We start from the raw sequence: 22,097 nt of genomic DNA, 5'->3' as shown, positions 1-22,097 counted from the left end.
GCAAAAGTGCGTCAATCTGTCGGATATGAAATAAAAAAGCGTGTCTTTATGTCAAATGAATCAATTGATATCCAAAATATCCTTCATATTGAATACAAAGTTCTCGAGTGCTTCTTCCCATGTCAATGCGGCATCCCAATTCAACCCTGTATAAACATCTTTAGTGAAAACATGCTTAACGTAAAACTTGGTGACTTCAGCCTCTGCTGGTAAACTAACTTTACCCATAGCTGTCTTAGATTCGAGTATTTCGTCACCGTCAATCTCATAGTCCATAAAGGCTTTGATGTGATCTCCTGTTGTATTAAAGTGAAGTAGTACAAACTGTCCTCCTCTATTATAAACCTCACTATCTGAGAAATTATCCGAAATTTCATACTTCAAAGGATATGTAGACATGATTTGCTCTAGTCGCTGGTTTTTTCGATCGATCTCATCATTAAACTTCTTGATTTTAGCCCTCGTAGTTACATTGATTTGGCTGGAATCCTTTGGGATATACTTTTGAAATTTTGGTACAATCAATGGCTCAACTTTCAAATCCATTGCATAAGTAGGAATTCTTCTACCTTTAATAATAGCGGCATCGGTGAAAAATTCAGGTTCATCTGGAATAAGGTAATTGCTGAATTTCATTTCTTTCCGTTGGATATCCTTAGACATTTTAACTAAAAGAGTATTCAGGCTAGGGCCTTCAATTCTCCATGCATTAGCCCCTTCATCAACAAATGTTAACTCTTTATTGAAAGGAGTTACGGTAATCACATAATAGTTTTCGAGATCGGGATTTATAGAACTGCGTGTATGCTCTACCAAAATGACATATTTGAATTGACGTTTGATTAAATCTTTAGCTAAAGACTCATTTACATCAGAATTAGAAAACAAATCATCGATATAATAGTACGCTACCGCGTCGATTCCCATTTTTTTGAAACTTCCGTGAATTTCTTTCGCGAATTCTTTCCAGTCTTCTCGAAGACGATGGTCTTTCGAATCTGGTGGAGTAGATATAAAAACAGCAGATTTTTTCGAAAGGAGGTACTTTGGTGGAGCGTTATGCAATGTAAAGTTTTTGAAACGCATAGCCTCCGCTCCTACCATCTGTGCATTGGTCGAAAAGCTGAGAACCAATAACCCAAAGAATGTACCGTGTATAATTATTCGTAGCATGTAAATGAATTCAACGAATCCGAAAATTAGATATTTTGATCAATACCCAATCCTTATTCTCGGAATATTCAACTAAAGTTCTTAACTGACATCAGTTAGTCATCATGACTTTTCAGAATTTCTATATCTTCGCATTACTAATTAAATAATAGAAACATGTTTGATTTTTTGAACCCAGCGGTTACTTCAGGAGTGAATCTTTTTGTAAACATAGTAGTGTGTTTAGCAGCCTTTGGGGCAGCTGTTTCTTTGATTGACTTCAAATCTACAGCAGCTAAAAAGGACGATCAAGAATAGTCACTTCGGCTGAAAAAATATCAAATCCCTGATCTCTATTAAGAAATCAGGGATTTTTCGTTTTTACCTATACTTAAACTTTCAAAATCATACTCCAATCACGTAAATTCACAGCGTTCACTATCATCTACTAAACGCTTCATTTTGGAGAAAGAATCTACAACTACCGAAAAACGATACTTCAATCGTGATCTCAGCTGGCTGACTTTCAATTATCGAGTGCTACAAGAGGCAAAACAAAAAGACGTTCCTCTCTTAGAAAGACTCAGATTTTTAGCTATTTACTCTTCTAACCAAGACGAGTTCTTCAGAGTAAGAGTAGCTTACCTGAGAAGACTACTTGATTTGGATGGTAAAAAAATCAATGCCGCTCTAGATACTGATCCTGGAGAGATCCTTGTTGAGATTCACCGTCGTGTGACGAGACAACTAGTTGAATACGGTAGAATACTTAGAGATGAAATTGTAGTTGATCTACAAAAGACCGGGTTATTTCTGTTGACTCCAAACGAACTAAATGAAGCTCAAAGGGCTAATTCCTTATATTATTTCAAGACTCAAGTATTGGCATTTCTACAGCCACATATTTTTGGAGTAACTAATAGAGCTCCCTTCTTAAATAATAGAGCTCTTTATTTTGCTATGAGACTTCAGAATAAGTTTTCTGGAAGTATAGAATATGCATATTTAAACATTCCATCAGATGTATTGCCTAGATTCTATCAGCTTCCAAGTCCAAATGTTCAGTTTCATTACATGTTTTTGGATGATATTGTAAAAATGCATCTAGACTTTGTTTTCCCAGATTTTGAGGTTATTGAATGCAAAAGCATCAAGATGAATAAGGACGCAGACCTCAATATAGAAGATGAGTTCAGTGGAGACCTTGTGGAGAAAATTCAAAAGCAGATTAAGAAACGAAATCTGGGAGTACCAAGCAGGTTTTTATACGGAGAAGGAATGTCAAAAGAGCTTCTGAGTTTCCTTCAAGATGCTCTTGAGCTTCATGATGAAGATTTAGTACCTGGAGGTGTATATCACAGTTTATTTGATTTTTTCCAGCTTCCAAACCCTATTGGTTCACAGCTAGAATATGAACCGTTCCCTCCGCTTCAAAACCAAGGAATAGATAAACATAGATCAATATTCAATGCTATTGATGAGGAGGATCGTATGTTACACTTCCCCTACCACAGTTATAATTATATTCTTCAGTATTTCAATCAAGCTGCAAGCGACCCACATGTTCAAGAAATTAAAGTGGCTTTCTATCGAATTGCTTCTAAATCTCTGATTGGAAACGCACTCATGAGTGCTGCGAAGAATGGCAAGAATGTAACAGCGTTTATCGAACTAAAGGCTCGATTTGATGAAGCAAACAACCTTCGATGGGCAGAGAAACTTCAGTCTGCTGGAGTAAAAATAATTTACAGTATACCAGGGCTGAAAGTACATGCAAAAGTTGCATTGGTCAAAAGAAAGACTGAATCAGGAGAGATAAAAAACTATAGTTTCTTTGGAACTGGTAATCTCAATGAGCAAACAGCATCTATATACTGTGACCATGGTCTATTGACTAGTGATCAAGGAATGGGGGAAGAATTGGATGATCTGTTCAAATATCTTACTAAACGCAAGCAGCCTAAAGAATTCAAGAACTTACTTGTTTCACAGTTCAACATCATAGATGGTTTCTTTGGCTTGATTGATCGGGAAATCGAACTGACAAAACAGGGCAAACAAGGTTACATTATTATCAAGCTAAACAACCTTGAAGAGCGTGGTATGATTGATAAACTCTATGAAGCTAGCCAAGCAGGTGTCAAAATTGACATGATTGTGCGTAGTATTTGTTGTATCGTTCCAGGTGTCCCTGGTTTAAGTGAGAATATTAGAGTTCGTAGAGTGGTAGGAAGGTTCTTAGAACATGCTAGGGTATTTTGGTTTCACAACGATGGGGAAGACAAACTCTTCATGGGTTCGGCAGACTGGATGAAAAGAAATTTGAAAAGACGAATTGAAGTAAACATTCCTATCAAGAATTTCACTTTAAAAAATCAAATCAAAGAAATTTTAAATCTCCAACTAATAGATAATACCAAGGCGGTTGAACTTGACGAAGAGTTAAATAACAATTGGATCAAACCTGGAAAAGGAGAGAAACTTTACAACGCCCAAGTGGATACATATCATATGATCAAAATGTGGGAAGAAATGTCTTAAAAACAACGAGAATACCTAAGTAAATAATACTATCAAACAATTTATATACTCTTGTCTAGTAAGAATGGTTGTTTATTTAATCGGTATATAACGACTACAGAATCAGCTTGATTCTGTAGTTTCGTTTTCTCAAATAAACTTATTGACTGTGATACGCATTTTACCAGCTCTACTTTTAACCATTACTCTAGGCTGTTCCCAAAAAGGATCTGAAATACAAACTGAAGCAGATTCTCTTCCTTCTTGGAATGAAGGTATTTCTAAAAACGCTATCAAGAGCTTTGTGAAAGGTGCAGTAACTGATGGTAGTCCAGTTTTCATCAAAGAAGAAGATAGGATTGCTGTATTTGACAATGACGGTACGCTTTGGTCAGAGAAACCAATCTATTTTCAACTTTACTTTATGATAGACCATATCCAGAAGCTGGCACCTGAACATCCAGAATGGCAAGAAATAGAACCGTTCAAATCTGTATTGGAGGAAAACTTTCCAAGAATAGCGTCTTATGGAAAAGAAGGATTGCTGAAGTTATTGGCAGCGTCACATGAAAATTATACTTCTGAGGAATTTCAATCCATGGTTAAGGATTGGGTCAATAAATCTAAGCATCCACAAACTGGAAAGAAATTTACAGAAATGGTTTATCAACCGATGCTTGAAGTTTTAGACTTATTAAAACAGAATGGTTTCAAAACTTATATTGTCTCAGAAGGTGGAATAGAATTCGTGAGACCACTTGCTTCAATGGTTTATAATATTCCTCCAGAACAAGTAATAGGTAGTTCTATAAAGCAAGTATTGAATGCAAATGATTCGGATGAACTATCAATTCAAAATAGTCAGCATGAAAAAGTTTCATACATCCAAGAACACATAGGCAAAAAGCCTGTAGCAGTGTTCGGTAACTCCGATGATGATTTGGATGTGATGCTTTATTCAGATGAACAGGAAGGTCTGAACTTTCAATTATTTGTTCATCATACAGACTCGGTAAGAGAATGGGCATATGACAGTGTATCACATGTTGGAAGGCTAAAACAAGGTTTTAGTAGAGTGCTTGACAAAGGGTGGATTTTAGCTGATATAGCTAAGGATTGGAATATAATTTATCCTGTTGAATTGGAATTGGATACTGCAAAGGTCATTCAGTGAGACTCAAAATAACCCTTGCAATATATTCTAGGCAACTTTATTTGTGATCCATTACTTCCTATTCTTTTTGTCTGCTATATGAGAAAGTAACTTATTCGATTTACCAATATGTATTCTGAGCATTAGCTCATTGAGGCTATTATACGGTAACACATCTGACAAGCTATGTACATAAGAATAAGAGAGCTCATACATATCAAAAAACAATCCTATAGCCGTGGATACTTCCTTGGAGCTACCATAACCTAACTGCAACCAAATCTTCTGTTTCTTAATAAACATCAAGTTACCGTTAACAATTTGTGTCCCATCAGAAAGATTAACAAAATAAAGAGCCGGTTTGAGCAACCAAAGACTTCTTGGCAAATAGTATTTATATGCTACATAGGTATTGAAATATGGAGCAAAATTCTCTGAACTTTCTACCATATGTGGAAAAGCAATGCCTAACTCCATACTAGTAGAATAGTAGGCCATTCCGACGCCAATTTTAAGATTTGTTCTATAGAAGTAATCAGAAGTCAATGTAGGGTCATTTTGATCTACATACTTAGTAAGTCCTGTAATATTGTAACTCCTATTAACAATACCGATATCAGTTCCTAAACCTATTACATGCTTCCGTTTCAAAACTAATTTGTAGGCAAGACTTAAATCCAAGTATAACGACTCGAAAAAGTCTCTCTGATCATAGGTAAACTTGCCTCCTACACCGAGGTACTTTTTTTCAAGGGCTTGATTAATACCTGCTCTATAGTTTCTAATCGCACTTTTCTCAGTTGTCATAGGTGACATCGCATTTACATAAGCTGACATATCTGTGAGATACCCAGTGAATCCTGGATTGATGAGATAAGGGTTAGCATAATATAACTGCGTATTTGGATACTGCTGAGCTGCTAAATTTATCGAAGCCAGCATAATTGTCAAGAATAAAATTTGGACTTTCATACTATCTCTCCTTTATATAAATCCTACCATCAAATCGAACTCCCTTATTCTTATTTTCGAAGAAATAGAAATAGACTCCAGTCGGTAAACTTTTACCTTCATACTTACCATTCCAGCTATTGTCATAATTCAATTTGGAATAAATAGTTTTTCCTTTTGGATTAACTATTTTCAATAGAAAGTCATCATAGATATGGTGGTTTCCAATTGTCAAATAATCATTGATACCATCACCGTTTGGAGAAATATAATTGCTGATTGGTAGTCCTTCAAACACTGCTTCTTCTACAGAAGTTGGTGGTGCATCTGGATCTTCAAATTCATCCAATATGATCATAGTAAATTGTTTTGAGAAATTAACACCAGATGCGTCTGTGGCAGTAATAGAGAATAAAAACTGATCTGTCGTTTCAAAATCAATTGGTTCAGATACTAAAAGTGAATCATGATTTATCTTAATAGATGTAGCCGCTACCTCTGGTGAAAAATTCTGTAAAGAATAATTGTAATCACTATCATCTTCATCTGAAGTAGATATCAAGGAGATGAGTGTACCTTCTCTACTATTCTCTTTAAACTCAAGAGTCTCTATCAAAATATCAGTAGGATATCTATTATCAGAAAAAATAACAGGGTCAGTAACACTACCGACAAGTTGATCCGGAGTGAATGTCACTCCAACTCTTGATTCTACTACTTCGTTTTTAGTCTCGTCGTATATTTTCACAGTCAATTCTTCTGATACTGAAGAATTACTACCTACTTGAAATACTGCTAAGTATCGATCTGAAGGTTCATGATACAAATCCAGTTTACCTAACCCTCGAATCTCATCACCAAAAAAAACAGCAACCTGATTAGCTCCTTGGCCTAACAAGGTTCCATCTTTTTCAACTATCGCGCTCACAGTCATTCTAAAAGTAAATTGACTGTAATCAACAGACCAGCCAGGGTCTTGAGCCTTGATATCGATAAATGAAAAAACTGAGAGCAATAGTATCAATGCCCTCAGTTTTACTTCAAATAATTTTGTCACCTATTCTTTGATTAAGAGTTGTCCTTTTTCAAGATTGGCCGACTGAAACTTGACCAGATAAATACCAGCACCTAATTGCCTTCCAGTATCATCTATTCCATTCCAATGAAATTCTACAACTTCCTGCGAGCCTCCCATAAATTCTCTATCCAATATGAGTTTACCATCCATGGTGAATACTCTTAGTTGATTGAACCCATCTTCGTCCAATTGAAAGACAAATTTGACCTGATTATCGAAAGGATTAGGGAATACCTGTAAACCTAGATTTATATTTTCATTATCAATATATGTCAAGGTAACTGGTGAAGCCGGAAGTCCAACAGAGTGATTTGCTTGGAAAACATATTCCTCTTGTAGAGAATGTGTATAATCGGAGAATTCTACCTCAAATCTCAAATCTTCATTAGCCTCACCAAAAACCGTAAGATAATAGACTGGCTGCCCGTTTAATTCATCTACAGACGCAACACCTCTTAACTCCTTTCCACTGTACGCCTTAAGCATCGGAAATTCCGAATAGGTATCCAAACCGACAATTCGAGCCGTCACAGTCATGCTTTGGCTATATTGATGTGGATCGAAATTGTTTTGAATCAAAGACTTCACAGTCGTATTCCTTTGCGAGGAAGAATTTATCAAACTACTGCTTGGAAATACTAAAGTCTGATCCTTGGAAACTTGCATTAAATAACCCTCTCCGGGTGATAAATATTCCAAATTACCTACCCATTTCAACACAGGATCATATATAGCAAAAGCATATTGACTTTTGATAATATCTCCATCGTTAGGTTGAAGTGAGGATAAAGCTTCATTAACTGAAATATTTTCTTGGCCTAAATAGCCAACCCAGTTCCACATTCGAGGCTTAATCGTACTGTTTGGAGAATATAAATCGATCTCGTGAGCCAAAGGGTCAGCAGGTACACCTGAATAAGTTATCACCAATGGTTCTTGACTATAAACTCTATAGGCTTCTCGGACATCTATTCCCCCTTTTCTCTCGGGTAAATTGTCTCCGCCTAGAGTTCCTATCCATAGATCATTTTTCTCATCATATACATCTACTGCATCGATTGATAGCAATCTATCTCCATCATTCACTTTTTGCCCCTCAAAAAGGTTTCTGGTTCTAATCAAATCGTCGGAAGTCAAATTGAATGAAACCCACTTCCACCCTTTAGGTACTTCATAGCTAAATAGAACTTCATTGACAGATGTGAAAGTTACAGGACTAGATGGACGGCCATAGAGCTCATTAACTCCAAAAAGTATAGGGTCATTCTTGATTTCAGGAATGTTTATAGAACTTAAAACCTTTCCTTCACTAGCATCCCAAATTCTGAATTCCAACTTTTCTCCTGATGCAGGTTCATTACTATAGACTGATAAGAATGCCTGATAATTATCATAGACTTCTTGATACTGTAGCGCTGCCTTACCTCTCATCTCACCATTCACAAATACACCAATGATGTCTTCATCATCAATGGAATATTTACCGTGAATCATTATTTGACCGATGAAATTCATCGTGTATTGATAGTCATCAGGATTGAAATTCCAATCCTCAGGAAGCTTTTCGGCTACCTTAATATTCAATAGCAAACTTTCATTAAAGCCAAAATCTGTTCTTAGATGAATCGGATGCTGATACTCTCCTATATTCAACCCTCGATTGATAGTGAAATTAAGTTCCTGTTCTGAATCTGGCTCTATCAATCCCGAAGCGGGTGTAGCTGAAATCCAAGTGGGGAGATTATCTATCACAAATTCTTGCTGCTCACCTCCCGTATTTTGAATAGAAGCTTTGAACTGAAGAGGTACGTCGAGATCCTTTTCGAATGATAATGTTCTGTCTTTCCATGTTACTTGATTTCTATCTACAAAAACAGACCAAGTGACTGGAGATTTCATGACATTACCATGTTGGTCTATCAAATTTCTCACAGAGATATCCAATACACAATTCTCAATCGTCTCAGGATTTTCCTCATCTAGAGTGATAATTATTTTATCCCCATTGACTGAATAATTAAAGTATACAGGGGTTTCATAAGGTTTAAGAGCTATCCCTGGATTCTCTTTTGAATATTGTTCAGAGCTACTTACCCCTACGAGATTTGAATCAAACTCATCATTACAAATCAAAGATCCATGACTTATTCTGAGAAAATCATCATAATCTTCGAAAGGCATATGGCATGCTAAACCAAATTCATTTCCTTCTAGTTTATAATGAGACATTCTTTGAATCTGCTCTTGTGACTTAGCCATCCGCCAGATTCTAAATTCATCAATTTGTCCAGTAAATCTTTTTGTGAATTGTTTAACTCCGTTTATACTAAATGACAATCTAGAACCTAGTACTGTAGCTGGTCCACCGTATTCTTCAAAGAGTATAGCAGCATGTACCGAAGACACTTCTCCATCGAATATGGCACGTGTATGTCCAACTCTATTAACTGCTAATGCCAAATGATGCCAATCTTCATCAAGTACACTGGTACCTACTAATACCACAGATTGACCATCATGATTCAATATGATCTGACCTAGTTTATTAATCCCAATTTCCCAATCCATATGATCTGAATCACCATTACTCACAAGGGTCATTGTATCGGCTATTGAGGTTAGTGCAGACTTGAACCAAAACTCTATAGTAAAATCCTCTTCATCTGTAAATGCCAATGAAGGCAATTGGATTGGATTGTTTCCATTGAAATCAAAAGACAATGAAGCCGGCTCTGAAAACCAATCGGCTTGTATTTGAGCATTTTTAGACTGCACTTTATCAATTGACAAATCGCCTTTTCCTTCATTGAGTGGCCAATAACCTAGTAATCCAATTTCTCTTCCCGTTAGATCTTTATAATAGTTCTGAGCAAGATCAGCAGCTGTCATATATTTTGACCATAGCCTAAGCTCATGAATATTAGCAATTAAACTTTCTGAACCAGACCCTCCAAGAATCATTGGAGCAGTAGCAAAATGAGACGCAATAAAGTTTTCACTAAATCCAATTAAAGAAGAATTGTGATACAATGCTGCTTTATTTTCTTCAGTGTCTAAAGAAAGAGCGATATGAGACCAAGTATCAAGTTCAATTCTTGAATCTGATCTTAGTGTCTGATTATTGAGCTTCAATTCAAGATATCCACCTTGGATCAAAGAAAGAGACAAGTCTGTTCCACCAAGCTGAGAATGACTCAAAATTTGTTGCTTAGTTGAAGCATATTTTTCGTCTCTTCTAATCCACATTTCTATAGTCAATGGCATATTTCTCAACTGAAGATGAGGAATTGTCACCTGATCACTTTGACTATCAGAAAACCTCACACCAACAGGGTGCGATAGGGGTGTTCCGTTAATTTTTCCTTTAACTTGAATAAAATCACGATCGACTAACCCTCCTTCAATTGGTTCATTTAAAGTCAAGAGAATTTCGTCATCAGGAGATAATACTCCATCAGCTGGTGACGGTCTGCCGAAGACGTGTGGACTAGTAGTATCTATTACTCCATTAATTGGCTCGGAATATGATTCCAACCCATTGGAACACTTGTAATGCCACCTGATTTGATAAGCTCCATCTGGTAGATTTAGTTCCTCAGTATCCCATTCATCAGCAATAAAGACTGACTCTCGAGGCATATATTCATACCTGAACCCAAGGGCACGCTGTTCTTTTACCTCACTAGAATCATTACTCCATATGGCTATATCTACCCAATCTTCATCTGATTGATAAGATGCTTTAAACTGAAGTTTTATTTTCTCATGATTTTCGAAGTAAAATTGCTGTTCCTGAATTTCGAATGGTAATACCGAACCAGAACTATTATTGATGATCCAGTCTTGAGTAGGAGCAATAACAGATGCTAAAGGACAAACCGGGTCGAAATAGACAGACAACGTATCTCTCGCAAAAATGTCTTCCTGAAAATCTAAATCTTGACCGAAATCAAACTGACATCCTGCTACTAGGTAAACAACTATATTTTCGTAGTCATAGACATCTTTTACAGGACGAACAGTTATTGATTTTTTTAATGTTTCACCTCCATAAAGTGGAATTTCGGTACCCTTGATAAATCTTTCTCCATCAAGCCTAATCGTGGGACCAGCTCCTGTTGTTCTTTGATCTACGAGTAGCTTATATGTTCTGACTGTATCTTCTATATTCAAATTGTCGAAAAACACGTCAAACGTAGCTCTTCTCAAACCATCCCAAGGAATACCACTTAATACTCGCGGTTCTATTCTGAATCCAGGTTGATCTCTTTGGAAGGTACCATAGTTCAAAACATAGTCTTCTTCAGAATCTTCTACGATTTCATAGGTTAAAACTTCGTTACCAGGCATGAAGTCCTTAATTATACTTTTTGATTTCAAATCATCCAACCGTGTAGAATCTAAATAATTTAGATACTTCGCTTTTTCTTCAGGTTCATAAGGACATGAAGTTCTTCCTCCTCTAGTTATAAAGATCGGGTTGATAAAGCTCGATTTATCTCGAGGAGAATACTTGTATTCGTTATCAATTTCGTCAAACCCACCTAATCCTGCTGGGATACCAAAGGCACTATATGAATCATAAACTCGCGCTAGCTCCGCTCCAAGCTCAAATTCAGATGGATAATTGTTTAATACTACGTCTACACTGTATTGATCTCCTGGATCATCATCTTTCAGCGAAAAATGAACTTGCTGCTGTCTCAGTTCTTGGGCCACCTCTGATTCAGAAGCAAAAGATGTATAACCTAAGTCAAGATTAAATTTCATATATGCCCCAAAAAGTGCAAACTCTATTTGAGTAGTAAATCCTCCGTAAAAACTGAAATTTTTATTGGAACTAAAAGAATTTTCAACCCCTACCTTATAGTCTCGTTCTACATTCGAGCCATATGCGAAAGAGATATTTTCAGTCTCAATTCCTGAATCAGAAACTTGATTTTCAAGGTTGTACTTTGCTACCAGTTTTTCATACTCGTTTTGGGCAATAGCGGATTTCCAAATTCTACTTTGGTTTCTTAGTCTGGAGGCCAAAACCTTCCCTTTATTGGTAGTTTGGTCTACGGCTTTATAATCTCTATCTAAAACTTTGATGAACTCCTCCAGTTGTCTTTGTGTGTAATAAAAAAAGGTCTCTTTCTCTTCAATCGATGCACCGATAGCTCTCTCTCTCCCAATAGTGTAATCGACTCCATCTATATCAAATTTAATATCACTGAAACAGTCCATATTTCTTGATGTACAAGTATCAACAGGAAGTAGCTTAGTAGTGTAGATCGGATTAACAAACACGTTCATTGCGTTGCCTATAAAAAGGTCACTTCCCGCACCCGTGTTTTTATTGATCTTAGAAGTTGAAAACTCCAAATAATTATCAAAAGTAAATACCGATGTCTCCTCACCCTCCTTGGTTGCATTGGTTTTGAATTTTGCACCTCCGTATGTTTTTGACTCTAGATCCGTCCAACTAATCACAGGGGTTTCTTTATTGAACTTGAATTTTGTTCCTTTGACTATGCTAGATTCATGAAGTAGACCTTTACCAAATTTCGTTTTTCTAACTTTAGTAACCTTGGTTTTGTCCACTAAAGAGGAATAACTCTGACTACCCGGAGGATCTCTTAAAATGAAATCGACCACTTGATAATCCTGTCCTTCGTTGGCTACGGTATAGAAAGACTGTTCATTATCTGCATTCACCCCTCCTAGGACGTAACCTCTATAAATATCACCCTGCTCTCTCCACGTTTGACCTCTTTCCGTTCTTATTTGTACGGATTTGGTAAAACTCTCTAACGGATTGATTCTATCGTATAATAAAGATGATTCTGCCGGTCGGAATGCATATTCTACAAATCCCTGACTAAGATCCAAAGTGACTATCTCGGAGGCTATTTCATTATCAATAATAATTTTCTCATTTCTTAGTGTATCTGGATAATGAACAATATTGTTGGGATCATCATGATTATAATAATCTTCAGTAATTGAAATTTTCCAGATAGAAACAGAATTAGTTGTGAATAGATCGAAAGGTAATTTTTCTACGTCTATCGATTTACCTCTGTAAACATCATCATACTTAACATCTCCCAAGTAATTTGGATCAGGGTTGTTAGAAAGCACATTGAATTTAGAAGGTGTTCGATAGACAAAGTCTCTGACAACATGGTATTCTATCTCTTCATTAAAAGATTGACAATTTCTTAAGCATACAACCGATTCAGTAACCAGTTGATCATTGGCAAGATCAATTGGTAATTCAGCCAACTTCTTCAGCTCACGGTTAAAGGCTACATTCTGTGTAGGAATATTAATGTCTACAATATTATACCTGAATGGAGGTAACTCGGCTCGGTATTCACCAGTAATAGGATTTGTCTCAATGATAGTTTCATAGCATGACTTACCTATGGACTTAAGTTTGATTTGAGCAGTACCAATATTATTGATAGAAAATCCTTCACCGCTAGTTTTTTCTCCTTGAGAAGCTCCTCCTACCACTTTACCTATTACAGTTCTGGTAGTATTGTCGTAAAAAATTAGGTCATGAACTTCATCCTGAAAGTTGAACTCTCCTGTAGGTGGCCATGTATCGAAAGTGAAGCTATGCTTGTCTTTTTCTACTCGAATGGTATGCTTACCTATAGGTACATCAAAGTCAAAACGGCCTTCTTTATCCGTTAGATAAAAATTATTGTCTTTTAGTACAGGCTGATCATCAATAAAAAATTTAACGCCTTCTACATAACAATTGGGGGCACTTGGATCATCAGATGAACTAAAACCTAAGATAGTAGGGTCATACTTGACAGTACCTGTAACTCTAAAGGCAGATTTATCACGAAAGTTCTGCTCATTTTGGATTTGCTGAGCTGGTCCTATGAATAGAACTTTATTAGAAGGTTCAAATCTATGAGTGCCAAGCATAGGAACTACTTTAAAATTATTCCCTCTACCTGCATATATGATAGATTGAATCGAATAGTTTCCATCCTTATCTGTAAATGAAGTGAAGGACAAATCTTCTTGCTCTGGCACAATATTGCTCCACTGTGCCAAATCAAGCGTGGCATTATGTTTATTAAACTTTCGGTCACCAGTCGCATCTATAGAATATGAGGCGTCAAAAGAACTTGTAGAAACCTTTTCATCTAGTCTCCAGTATCCGACCAAATATTCTTCCCCTCCTCCTAAGTATCGATTATAGTCTTTTTTTACCTGAGCTGAATCCTTAGCTGTAGACCACAATAGCGTCTCATCCAATAGGCCGTCAAATGGCCCGAATGTTATTTCTTGAGAAGTAGACTTAAATAATTTACTTAAGTTTTTAACTTGAAGAGTATCGAAGCTGTTCCCATTTAAAAAAGCAACTAGTTCATCTCCGTCATAAGTTAGCATTAGGTTATTGTATTCTCCTAAGTACAAATCTTTTGTCAGAATAGATTCTGAACTAGATAGATTACCTGCTTTGACATCAAGCTGGGCTTGGTAAACCTCTTTTGTATAAGTATTGATGACATTTGTAATGATGTTGGTCTCAGTATCATTGACTGCTTTATAAAACTGTCTATCTCCATTGATTATCTCCCCCAAGAAAAAGATATAATCTCCTGTTGATGCATCAGTGATATAATCATCATTACCTAATATACCCGAGTTCACAGTAATACTATAAAGAGAGTCCTCAGAATTATTGAAAAGATACTCAGAAACTCCTGAATTTATATTGACCAATGCATGACCTGACATACCGTATTCAGCACTTACTGGTTCATAGATTAAGGTATCTACATATTCAGTGGTCCTCAGTACCCCTGTTGGGTCTATTAAGTTCTTGATAAGTCCTGACTCTGAGCTATCAAAGATTTTGTCTCTGTCTGAACTTACTAAACCTAATTCAGCACCTTTTCTTATTTCTTCTGTAACAGTTTTTTCTAATAGTTTGATATCAAAAGCAACCAATGGATCTGTAGTATTAGGTACTTTTCGAGCAAACCTCTTTCCCCTTACTAACTTCTGACTAACATCATCAAAGTGTAAGTAGTATACATTGTTTCCTTTGATCATATGAATCGGAGTTCCGTCAGCAGCATAAACGATATCATCAGTTATGTCTGCTTTGATTTCTGGATTACTTGCAAATACTATTTGATTATTTGAGATATAAGCATAAGTATCTCCCAACTCATATTTGATATTAAAGTGTTCGGCTTGATATAACTTATTATCATCTACAAAAGCAAGTACAAAGTCACTATCAAAAGACTCGTAGACAGAGTCTCCTTTAAAGTAACCAATAAGCGAATCTGCGATAGGTAGTTTAGTAGTTTTAGAGTTCAGCGAAAACCATTGATTACCTTGTTTCAGCAACCAAGGCTTTCTATGCTTGAAATCATAAATCGTATCGTTTGAAACAAGGCCTGATAAACTTTCTTTTTGAAACTCTTTGTATTCTGATCCAGTGAGCTGACCTAAGATACTTTCATCAGAATATGATTTGACTTCTCCATTAGAATCCAAGAAACCAATCAATTCATCAGAAACTCCTACAATATTGGTTACTTCTTCGTATTCATATTCATTGAACGATTCAGTTCCTCCTCCCATAGACCCAATAGAAAGATATTCTGTGCCATTAGTAACATTCAGAATTTTCTGACCACTTGATTTATCATGAAGTCTAAACCAGAAAGACAAGGTCCAATCATCTGGAAACCAATTAGTGTTTTGGTTTTCCAAAGGAATAGTAAGCTGGTTATTAACCATACTCATACTCACACCACGGTTTTCTCCATCAGATGGGGTGGCCAAAACTCTTGCTCCTCTAACAGCATTACCACCTTCGTAAGTTAGTTTTCCATTGATAATACCCGTCTCTGAATAGACCCCGATATCGGTCATCATATTATCAATTTCATCTTTGGTAGGCTTATATTCTGGACAAGAAATAGCCAATACTCCATAACGGTACAATACTCCAGGATCAGTATCATAATCATCAAATGTTGAAGATTTAATATCAAGCCTCTTGATGATCTCAGGATTATCCTCTGAGCCTTCTCTTTTTCGATAAACTACGATTTCGTTAGCCGAATTCTCATTACTTACCTTCCATTCGACACTAATTCGATCATTAAAATAATACTTAGAAGCTCCAATCTCATCGAAGCCATTTAGATCTGTATTGAAAGAAATGACTTGCTGAACTTTCATTGAGTTTGCTTCATCAAAGCAATTTTTCCCAGCTACTACCCAGTATTCATATTCAAAACAATTATTCAAGCCATTGTCTTCAAATGAGAACGTATCTGGATCCAGCTTATCCGACCTTGCGGATCCTGATCCTCCTTGATCCCTACGATATACTTGAAAATAATCAACCGAAGTACCATCAGCTGGATAAGACCATGTAATTGTAGCTTTATCAGAGCCATCGGTAGCAGGTACCACTTGTTTCACAGATGGTTTGGAAGGAGGACCCTCGAAAAATACATGCTGTGTCTGACCTGCTTTTGTATATGTCCTGTTACCACACTGATCATAAGCCCTAACTCTAAAATAATGGTGCTGGTTAACAGGTAGCTGGTTTGCTGCAAAAGAAATAGTTCCCAGCTTTTGTGTAACTGTTTCCTTAATTGGATCTACATCGAAATGTGGACTTACATCACGTTCTACCTCAAAGTAATCTATGTCTACTTTGTCATCAATCTCCCATTGTAGTCGTACTGATTGATCACAAAAATTGGTAGTGCTTAAAGATACAGACTCAAAATAATCTGACGAATCAAAGTTTTTAATGGGATTTCCACTTACGCTAGTCGGGAGCCCATGGTCGTAGACATGTGAATTATGTCTTACCAGTATCTCATACTTATGCTCCTTGATATCATCATATTTTACTTCATTATCTACATATTCAAGTGTGTTAAAATTTGAAACGGTTTTTATAGTTACCCCATCTCTTTTAATAATGTAAGAAGCATTTGTACAGGTGAAGCTCGGTTTACCCCAAGATAGTTTGACACCGTCACACAAAGGTTCCAAACTTACTGGGTTGGCAACACGAGGAATATTTGGTGCTATTTGATTAGCAGAACTGTAATAAAAAGGCTTATCATCATATGTACCAAAATATTCTATAGTAAAATTTTGTCCCTCTCCAGACATGCTAGCTGGAACGTCAATAGTGAAGTCGGCAAAAAGTTCTTTTATTTTTCCATACTGTACTGCACATTTTTTGCGCCTCTCGGTTCTATGATATTTGTAAAAAGCAGAAAACCCACTTCTTTTAGTCAAAGAATAATTACTTCCTGACCTATATATATCGTAAATTCCATGGTTCTTACCATTTACCTTTATATTAATATGCGCTGCACTAGTTCGGTCTTTATAACCATTACAAACACCAGCTGCATCATAAATTTTCTCAAGCTTAACCCTAAAAGTAACCCTGTTTTCACATTTGTTATAATTAAAATTGGATACACCCTTTCCAAGTAGTTGACCTGAAATGAGGATTAATGATGCAAAAAGTATAGATTTTAGTAGTAGTGATTTCATAGTTATTGTGTTTTGTTTCAGATCGGCGAAGCTAAAATTGACGTACAACGACCTGGTATAACACTGGACTACAAAGACCCTACAGAGCACGGTTTGGTGGCGTCAAATACCCTACAGAAGAAGTTTTATAAAAAAGATCATATGATGTAATGGCTTGATAACACTGGATCAATAATTAGTTATTACTAGACCAATACTTTCGCACGATTAGATCTTTCTGAATTTGAAGGGAGAAATTGTGACAGCTAGGAGAAAAATTGTAAGTTCATTTTACCGTGGATTAGTATGTTCAATTCTAAGTGTACCATGCTTAGCAAAACCAATTCAAATAAGCGATGTTAAAGACTGGGTCTGTCTAGAGAAATATTCCTGCTATCAGATAACAAACAACGATACATACGTTGATCAAGTCCTAGAAGCAGAATTTCTTGAGTTCAATAAACTTGTACTCAATGACGATATTGAATCCATCTGGATCAAATTTGAGCTTGTTAGCGACCTCTCTTACGATGAAAGTCTATTTATCAATACCAAGTTTTTTGACGAATGTCACTTGTATGAAGTTAGTAATGGTAAAGAGAAGCTCATTAGCTCTTCAGGCTATTTAGCCAATCGAAATACTTTCAATTCAGGACTTCAATTTGTGCAACCAAGAAAATCCAATAAAACATATCTTCTACAGCTTAAATCGATTACCCGAAATTCCCGAGAATTGGCATCTTATTTCACTAGTAATTGCCAAAAAGTATATTTGAATGAATCATATGAAAAAGACTATAAGCTCTCAGATAGTCTGCTTTTCTTCTTTTTAGGAGGAATCCTGATGATGGCTTGTTATAACGTCGGAATAGCTATATGCTCCTCTTATCTAGAATACATCCTGTTGGCTATTTACAACTTTTGCTTTGTCTGGCTAGCAATCAATGTTTCTAACATACACATACAATATGGTTGGATGGAAACTTTTGATTTTGAACGTAATCTAAGATTTTTCCCAGCCCTTATTGGTATCCCTATTTATATGATATTCTCCATGCAATTTTTGAATATCAAGGAATTGAACTTAAAGCTTTATAATGTCTTTAAATTCTCACTTTGGATATATCCAATACTGATATTCATGATGATGATGTCGTGGTATCAAGAAGTATTTTTTGTATTTACCATATCATCCGTTCTACTTTTCACATCGACTTTGATAGGCGCGTTTTTGAGATCAATTGAATATACCTATGCACGATATTTCTTATTAGGCAATTTGTTTTTGTTATCTGTAGGATTCGTACAAATAGCTTCCTTATTTGGTTTAATTAGTATATCATCAGGTTCATATCTATCAATGTTTGCTCTGATGCTTGAAATCATTTGTTTTTCATTTGCGGTCGCTATCAAATTCAGGGTGTCAAGGAGAGAACTCATAGAAATGAAATACCAAAATGAGCTTAAGGAGGCACAACTTTCTCAAGAGGTACTTCAAAAAGAGATATTGGAGATGGAAGTAGAAAAAAAATCTAGGGCACTAAGCACATCTTCGATACAACAAATCAACCTAAAAGAACAGCTTTCTGAATTGAGAGCTGTAGCAGAAATAGGACTTCAGAATAATGAAGTTAGATTATATAAAGATATCATTAAGCAAATTGACGAAATTGATTCATTCGAAGATCACTGGAATTCGTTCAAAATTCATTTCGAAAATGTCCATAAAGACTTCTTCGAAAGAATCGAGAAAAGTCTTCCTATGCTTTCACAAAACGATCTCAAAATTTGTGCCTTTATGAAGATGAAACTATCAAATAAAGAAATCGCTCGAATACTCAATGTAACCAAAAAAGCAGTGGAACAGAGTAAACGTCGAATGAGGAAAAAAATAGGTCTCGACGTAGAACAAGACCTTTTGGAGTATATCGAATCAATTATCTCTGAATCCGTACCTGAGAAAAATAGATCTATGACTATATAAGAGATTCTACAAATGGCGCCATCTGCTGTTGAAGTTTTATAGCTTCTTCTCCAGCTTTTTCTGCAAAATCTTCTTTATTAGAAGCATAAATGATCCCTCTTGCTGAGTTAATCAAAAGGCCACAAGTACTATTAAGACCATATTTACAAACCTCCTCTAAGTCTCCGCCTTGTGCACCTACACCAGGAACTAATAAAAAATGGTCTGGAATTGTTTTCCGTATATCTTCCAAATATTCTGGTCGAGTAGCTCCGACGACATACATCATGTTATCAGTATTACCCCATTCAGATGATTTGCCTAAAACATGTTGATACAATGGTTTGCCGTTGGACTCAAGAAACTGGAAATCCTTACCCCCTTCATTTGAAGTTACACCGAGTAGAATCACCCATTTATTCTCAAACTCCAAGAACGGCTTGACCGAATCAGATCCCATGTATGGTGCAACAGTTACTGAATCAAAATTTAAGTTTTCGAAAAATGCTCTTGCGTAAAGCGATGATGTATTACCTATATCTCCTCTTTTCGCATCTGCGATTGTGAAAATTTCTTTAGGAATATAGTTTATAGTTTTTTCTAGAGAGTCCCAGCCTTTAGATCCCATCGCCTCGTAAAAAGCGATGTTTGGTTTATAAGCAACTGTGACATCCTTAGTTGAATCAATGATTTGTTTGTTGAATTCGAAAATAGGATCTTCAAAATCCAATAAGTGTTGAGGGATTTTTTTGAGATCTGAATCCAACCCTACGCATAGAAAGGACTTCTTTTCTTTTATTTGGTTAAAAAGTTGTGCTTTGTTCATGGCTGCAAAACTAATAGCTTCAATTATTTCTATTGAGAAGCTAAGCAAGTCTTTTCATCTAATTTGCCTCACTACTCACTCTCTTGTCACTAAATATGCATAACATTCAAATCCGTTAAATACTCTGCATGATGAGCAGAATTTTTCGTTTAATAGAAATAAGTATTTTTGCGATTAATGGAATCACTTCTGATCAAACCAAGAGATAAAAAAGAGCTCGCCTATCTAATTGAGCTCATGGAAAACATTGGTAGTTTGTACAATTTAGTTCCGGAAGATGCCACGGAGGAGTTTGAAATGGCCATGATGATCAAGAATAAAACCATCAACACTGCAGGTATTATGCGAAAAGACATGGAGCGTACAGACTTATCTATGCATGAACAATTAATGTTGACGAGAAGTGAACAAGACATTAAAGAAAGGCTCATCATTACTGAACGTAAAATTCAACACGAAGAGGACGAATGGATCAGCAGCCTATAAATTGGACATTGACTGCACGAGAAGCTCGTCAGGAAATTCTCGAGGGGCTAGCAAAAAACCAGGATCGCATTGAAGCAAGAAAGGTTGCTCTGCTGATCCGAGTTCATATGAAGTATATTTCAAAATATAATTTCGCAGGTGTTGATTCTAGCTTCCCTGGTATGAGAGAAACAATCTGCGGAGATTATAAGATTTACTATAAAATCCGTCAGGATCAAGTAACCGTTACTGGCATATTTCCAATAGACATTCTAGAGTCTAGAAAACAAAAAAAGTCTAAGGAAAAGCTGCTTAACGAAGAGAAAAAGCAAGCTTCCAGAAAAAAGAAATCTTAAGCTGTGCGTCTAATCAAGCATCCTATCCTTTGCAACTACTATGTTACCTACCGCTGCAATGCCAAATGTAGTTTTTGTGATATATGGGAAAAACCTTCTCCCTATGTGACGCTCGACCAAGTAACAGAAAACTTAAAGTCTCTAAAACAACTCGGAGTTAAAGTAATAGATTTCACAGGTGGAGAGCCCCTGCTACACAAACAAATAGACGAATTTGCTTCCCTTGCCAAGAGAATGGGGTTCATTACTACCATCACCACAAATGGTCTACTCTATCCAAAGTTTGCAGAACGTTTAAAAGGAAATGTAGATATGCTGCATTTTAGTTTGGATACAGCAGATGCAGCTAAGCATGACAAAATGCGAGGCGTATCTTGTTTTAATCATGTGATGAAGTCAATTGAAATAGCAAAAAGCCTAAATGAGCGACCTGATATTCTTTTTACCGTATTTGAAGAGAATATAGAGGATATTAAAGCAGTATATAAAGAAATTTGTATCCCAAATGACCTTATTTTAATTCTTAACCCGTCATTCGAATACAACCAAGTAAAAACTGGAGAAGGTTTAAGCCAACATTCTTTATCAATATTAAAAGAATGGGGTAGGGAAAAAAATGTATATATCAATAATGCATTTTTGGAACTAAGGAAAGACGGTGGTAATCAAGTAAAAAGCCCCGTTTGTAAAGCAGCCTCTACCACCATCGTTATTAGTCCGGAGAACGAATTGATTTTGCCTTGTTATCATCTGGGTGAAAAATCATTTCCTATTGGAGGCGAGTTAGAAAAAGTATATCACTCGAAAGAAGCTCAACGACTGATTTCACTCGAAGGAAAACTTCCAGAATGTCAAGGCTGTACGATCAATTGTTACATGCAGCCCACCTTCTCTACTCATGTCAATAAGTATTTTTGGAAAGCAATTCCCAGTACTTTCAAATACAATCGAATCAAAGGAACTTGGAAAAATCTACTTCCTATGTCTTAAAAAAGCTGATTAGAGTCATTTGGCTACTTAGATTTAGCTTTTTTGCTTGAGCTATTACCTTTTTATTCTTCTATATTTGCGCGGTATATTCGAGACAGAAA

12 protein-coding genes are annotated in these 22,097 nt (G+C 36.2%); 7 read left to right on the top strand and 5 right to left on the bottom strand.

Features of this window, described 5'->3' with window-relative positions; all coding sequences use genetic code 11:
* Window positions 1-60 precede the first annotated feature (60 nt).
* On the bottom strand, window positions 61-1,173 hold the full coding sequence (locus tag DKG80_RS18695) for a hypothetical protein (protein ID WP_162555988.1): 1,113 nt from the start codon (window positions 1,171-1,173) through the stop codon (window positions 61-63).
* 156 nt (window positions 1,174-1,329) lie between these two features.
* On the opposite strand from DKG80_RS18695, the gene DKG80_RS21215 reads away from it, so the two are divergent.
* The 3 genes from DKG80_RS21215 (at window position 1,330) to DKG80_RS18685 (ending at window position 4,846) form a co-directional block, all read left to right on the top strand.
* Entirely contained in the window at window positions 1,330-1,470 is a 141-nt protein-coding gene (locus tag DKG80_RS21215; RefSeq protein WP_162555987.1) for a hypothetical protein, read from the top strand.
* Between the two features lie 144 nt (window positions 1,471-1,614).
* A complete protein-coding gene (gene ppk1 / locus DKG80_RS18690; RefSeq protein ID WP_162555986.1) occupies window positions 1,615-3,693 on the top strand; it encodes a polyphosphate kinase 1 in 2,079 nt (692 codons plus the stop codon).
* A 148-nt stretch (window positions 3,694-3,841) separates the two neighbouring features.
* Window positions 3,842-4,846, top strand: coding sequence for an HAD family hydrolase (locus tag DKG80_RS18685; RefSeq protein ID WP_162555985.1), 1,005 nt, complete (start codon window positions 3,842-3,844; stop codon window positions 4,844-4,846).
* Window positions 4,847-4,897: 51 nt separating this feature from the next.
* Here the strand turns inward: DKG80_RS18685 and DKG80_RS18680 are convergent, their stop codons facing one another.
* From DKG80_RS18680 to DKG80_RS18670, 3 genes are read right to left on the bottom strand one after another with little or no spacing between them, the layout of a single operon-like run.
* A complete protein-coding gene (locus DKG80_RS18680) occupies window positions 4,898-5,797 on the bottom strand; it encodes a PorP/SprF family type IX secretion system membrane protein (RefSeq protein ID WP_109832904.1) in 900 nt (299 codons plus the stop codon).
* Between the two features lies 1 nt (window position 5,798).
* Entirely contained in the window at window positions 5,799-6,833 is a 1,035-nt protein-coding gene (locus DKG80_RS18675) for a T9SS type B sorting domain-containing protein (protein ID WP_109832903.1), read from the bottom strand.
* The gene (locus tag DKG80_RS18670) at window positions 6,834-17,417 is read right to left on the bottom strand and encodes a LamG-like jellyroll fold domain-containing protein (protein ID WP_109832902.1); all 10,584 of its coding nucleotides are present in this window, start codon (window positions 17,415-17,417) and stop codon (window positions 6,834-6,836) included.
* Window positions 17,418-17,640: 223 nt separating this feature from the next.
* Here DKG80_RS18670 and DKG80_RS18665 point away from each other — a divergent pair, with 223 nt between their 5' ends.
* On the top strand, window positions 17,641-19,380 hold the full coding sequence (locus DKG80_RS18665) for a 7TM diverse intracellular signaling domain-containing protein (protein ID WP_109832901.1): 1,740 nt from the start codon (window positions 17,641-17,643) through the stop codon (window positions 19,378-19,380).
* Here DKG80_RS18665 and pyrF read toward each other — a convergent pair.
* Complete coding sequence (gene pyrF, locus DKG80_RS18660) at window positions 19,373-20,185, bottom strand: orotidine-5'-phosphate decarboxylase (protein WP_109832900.1); 813 nt, start codon at window positions 20,183-20,185, stop codon at window positions 19,373-19,375. The genes DKG80_RS18665 and pyrF overlap by 8 nt on opposite strands.
* Window positions 20,186-20,362: 177 nt before the next feature.
* On the opposite strand from pyrF, the gene DKG80_RS18655 reads away from it, so the two are divergent.
* Genes DKG80_RS18655 through DKG80_RS18645 form a run of 3 tightly spaced genes read left to right on the top strand, consistent with a single transcriptional unit; the run spans window position 20,363 to window position 21,996 of the window.
* Window positions 20,363-20,671 carry a hypothetical protein gene (locus DKG80_RS18655; RefSeq protein ID WP_109832899.1) on the top strand — a complete coding sequence of 103 codons (309 nt, stop codon included), beginning with the start codon at window positions 20,363-20,365 and terminating at the stop codon, window positions 20,669-20,671.
* On the top strand, window positions 20,653-21,006 hold the full coding sequence (locus DKG80_RS18650) for a type II toxin-antitoxin system RelE/ParE family toxin (protein WP_109832898.1): 354 nt from the start codon (window positions 20,653-20,655) through the stop codon (window positions 21,004-21,006). The genes DKG80_RS18655 and DKG80_RS18650 overlap by 19 nt, the downstream gene beginning before the upstream one ends.
* Before the next feature lie 3 nt (window positions 21,007-21,009).
* Window positions 21,010-21,996 (top strand): radical SAM protein, encoded by a 987-nt coding sequence (locus tag DKG80_RS18645; protein WP_109832897.1) that lies wholly within the window; start codon window positions 21,010-21,012, stop codon window positions 21,994-21,996.
* Window positions 21,997-22,097: the final 101 nt, after the last annotated feature.

Source organism: Reichenbachiella versicolor, assembly GCF_003171675.1.
GTDB lineage: Bacteria > Bacteroidota > Bacteroidia > Cytophagales > Cyclobacteriaceae > Reichenbachiella > Reichenbachiella versicolor.
This window is presented reverse-complemented; position numbering and strand designations above follow the sequence as displayed.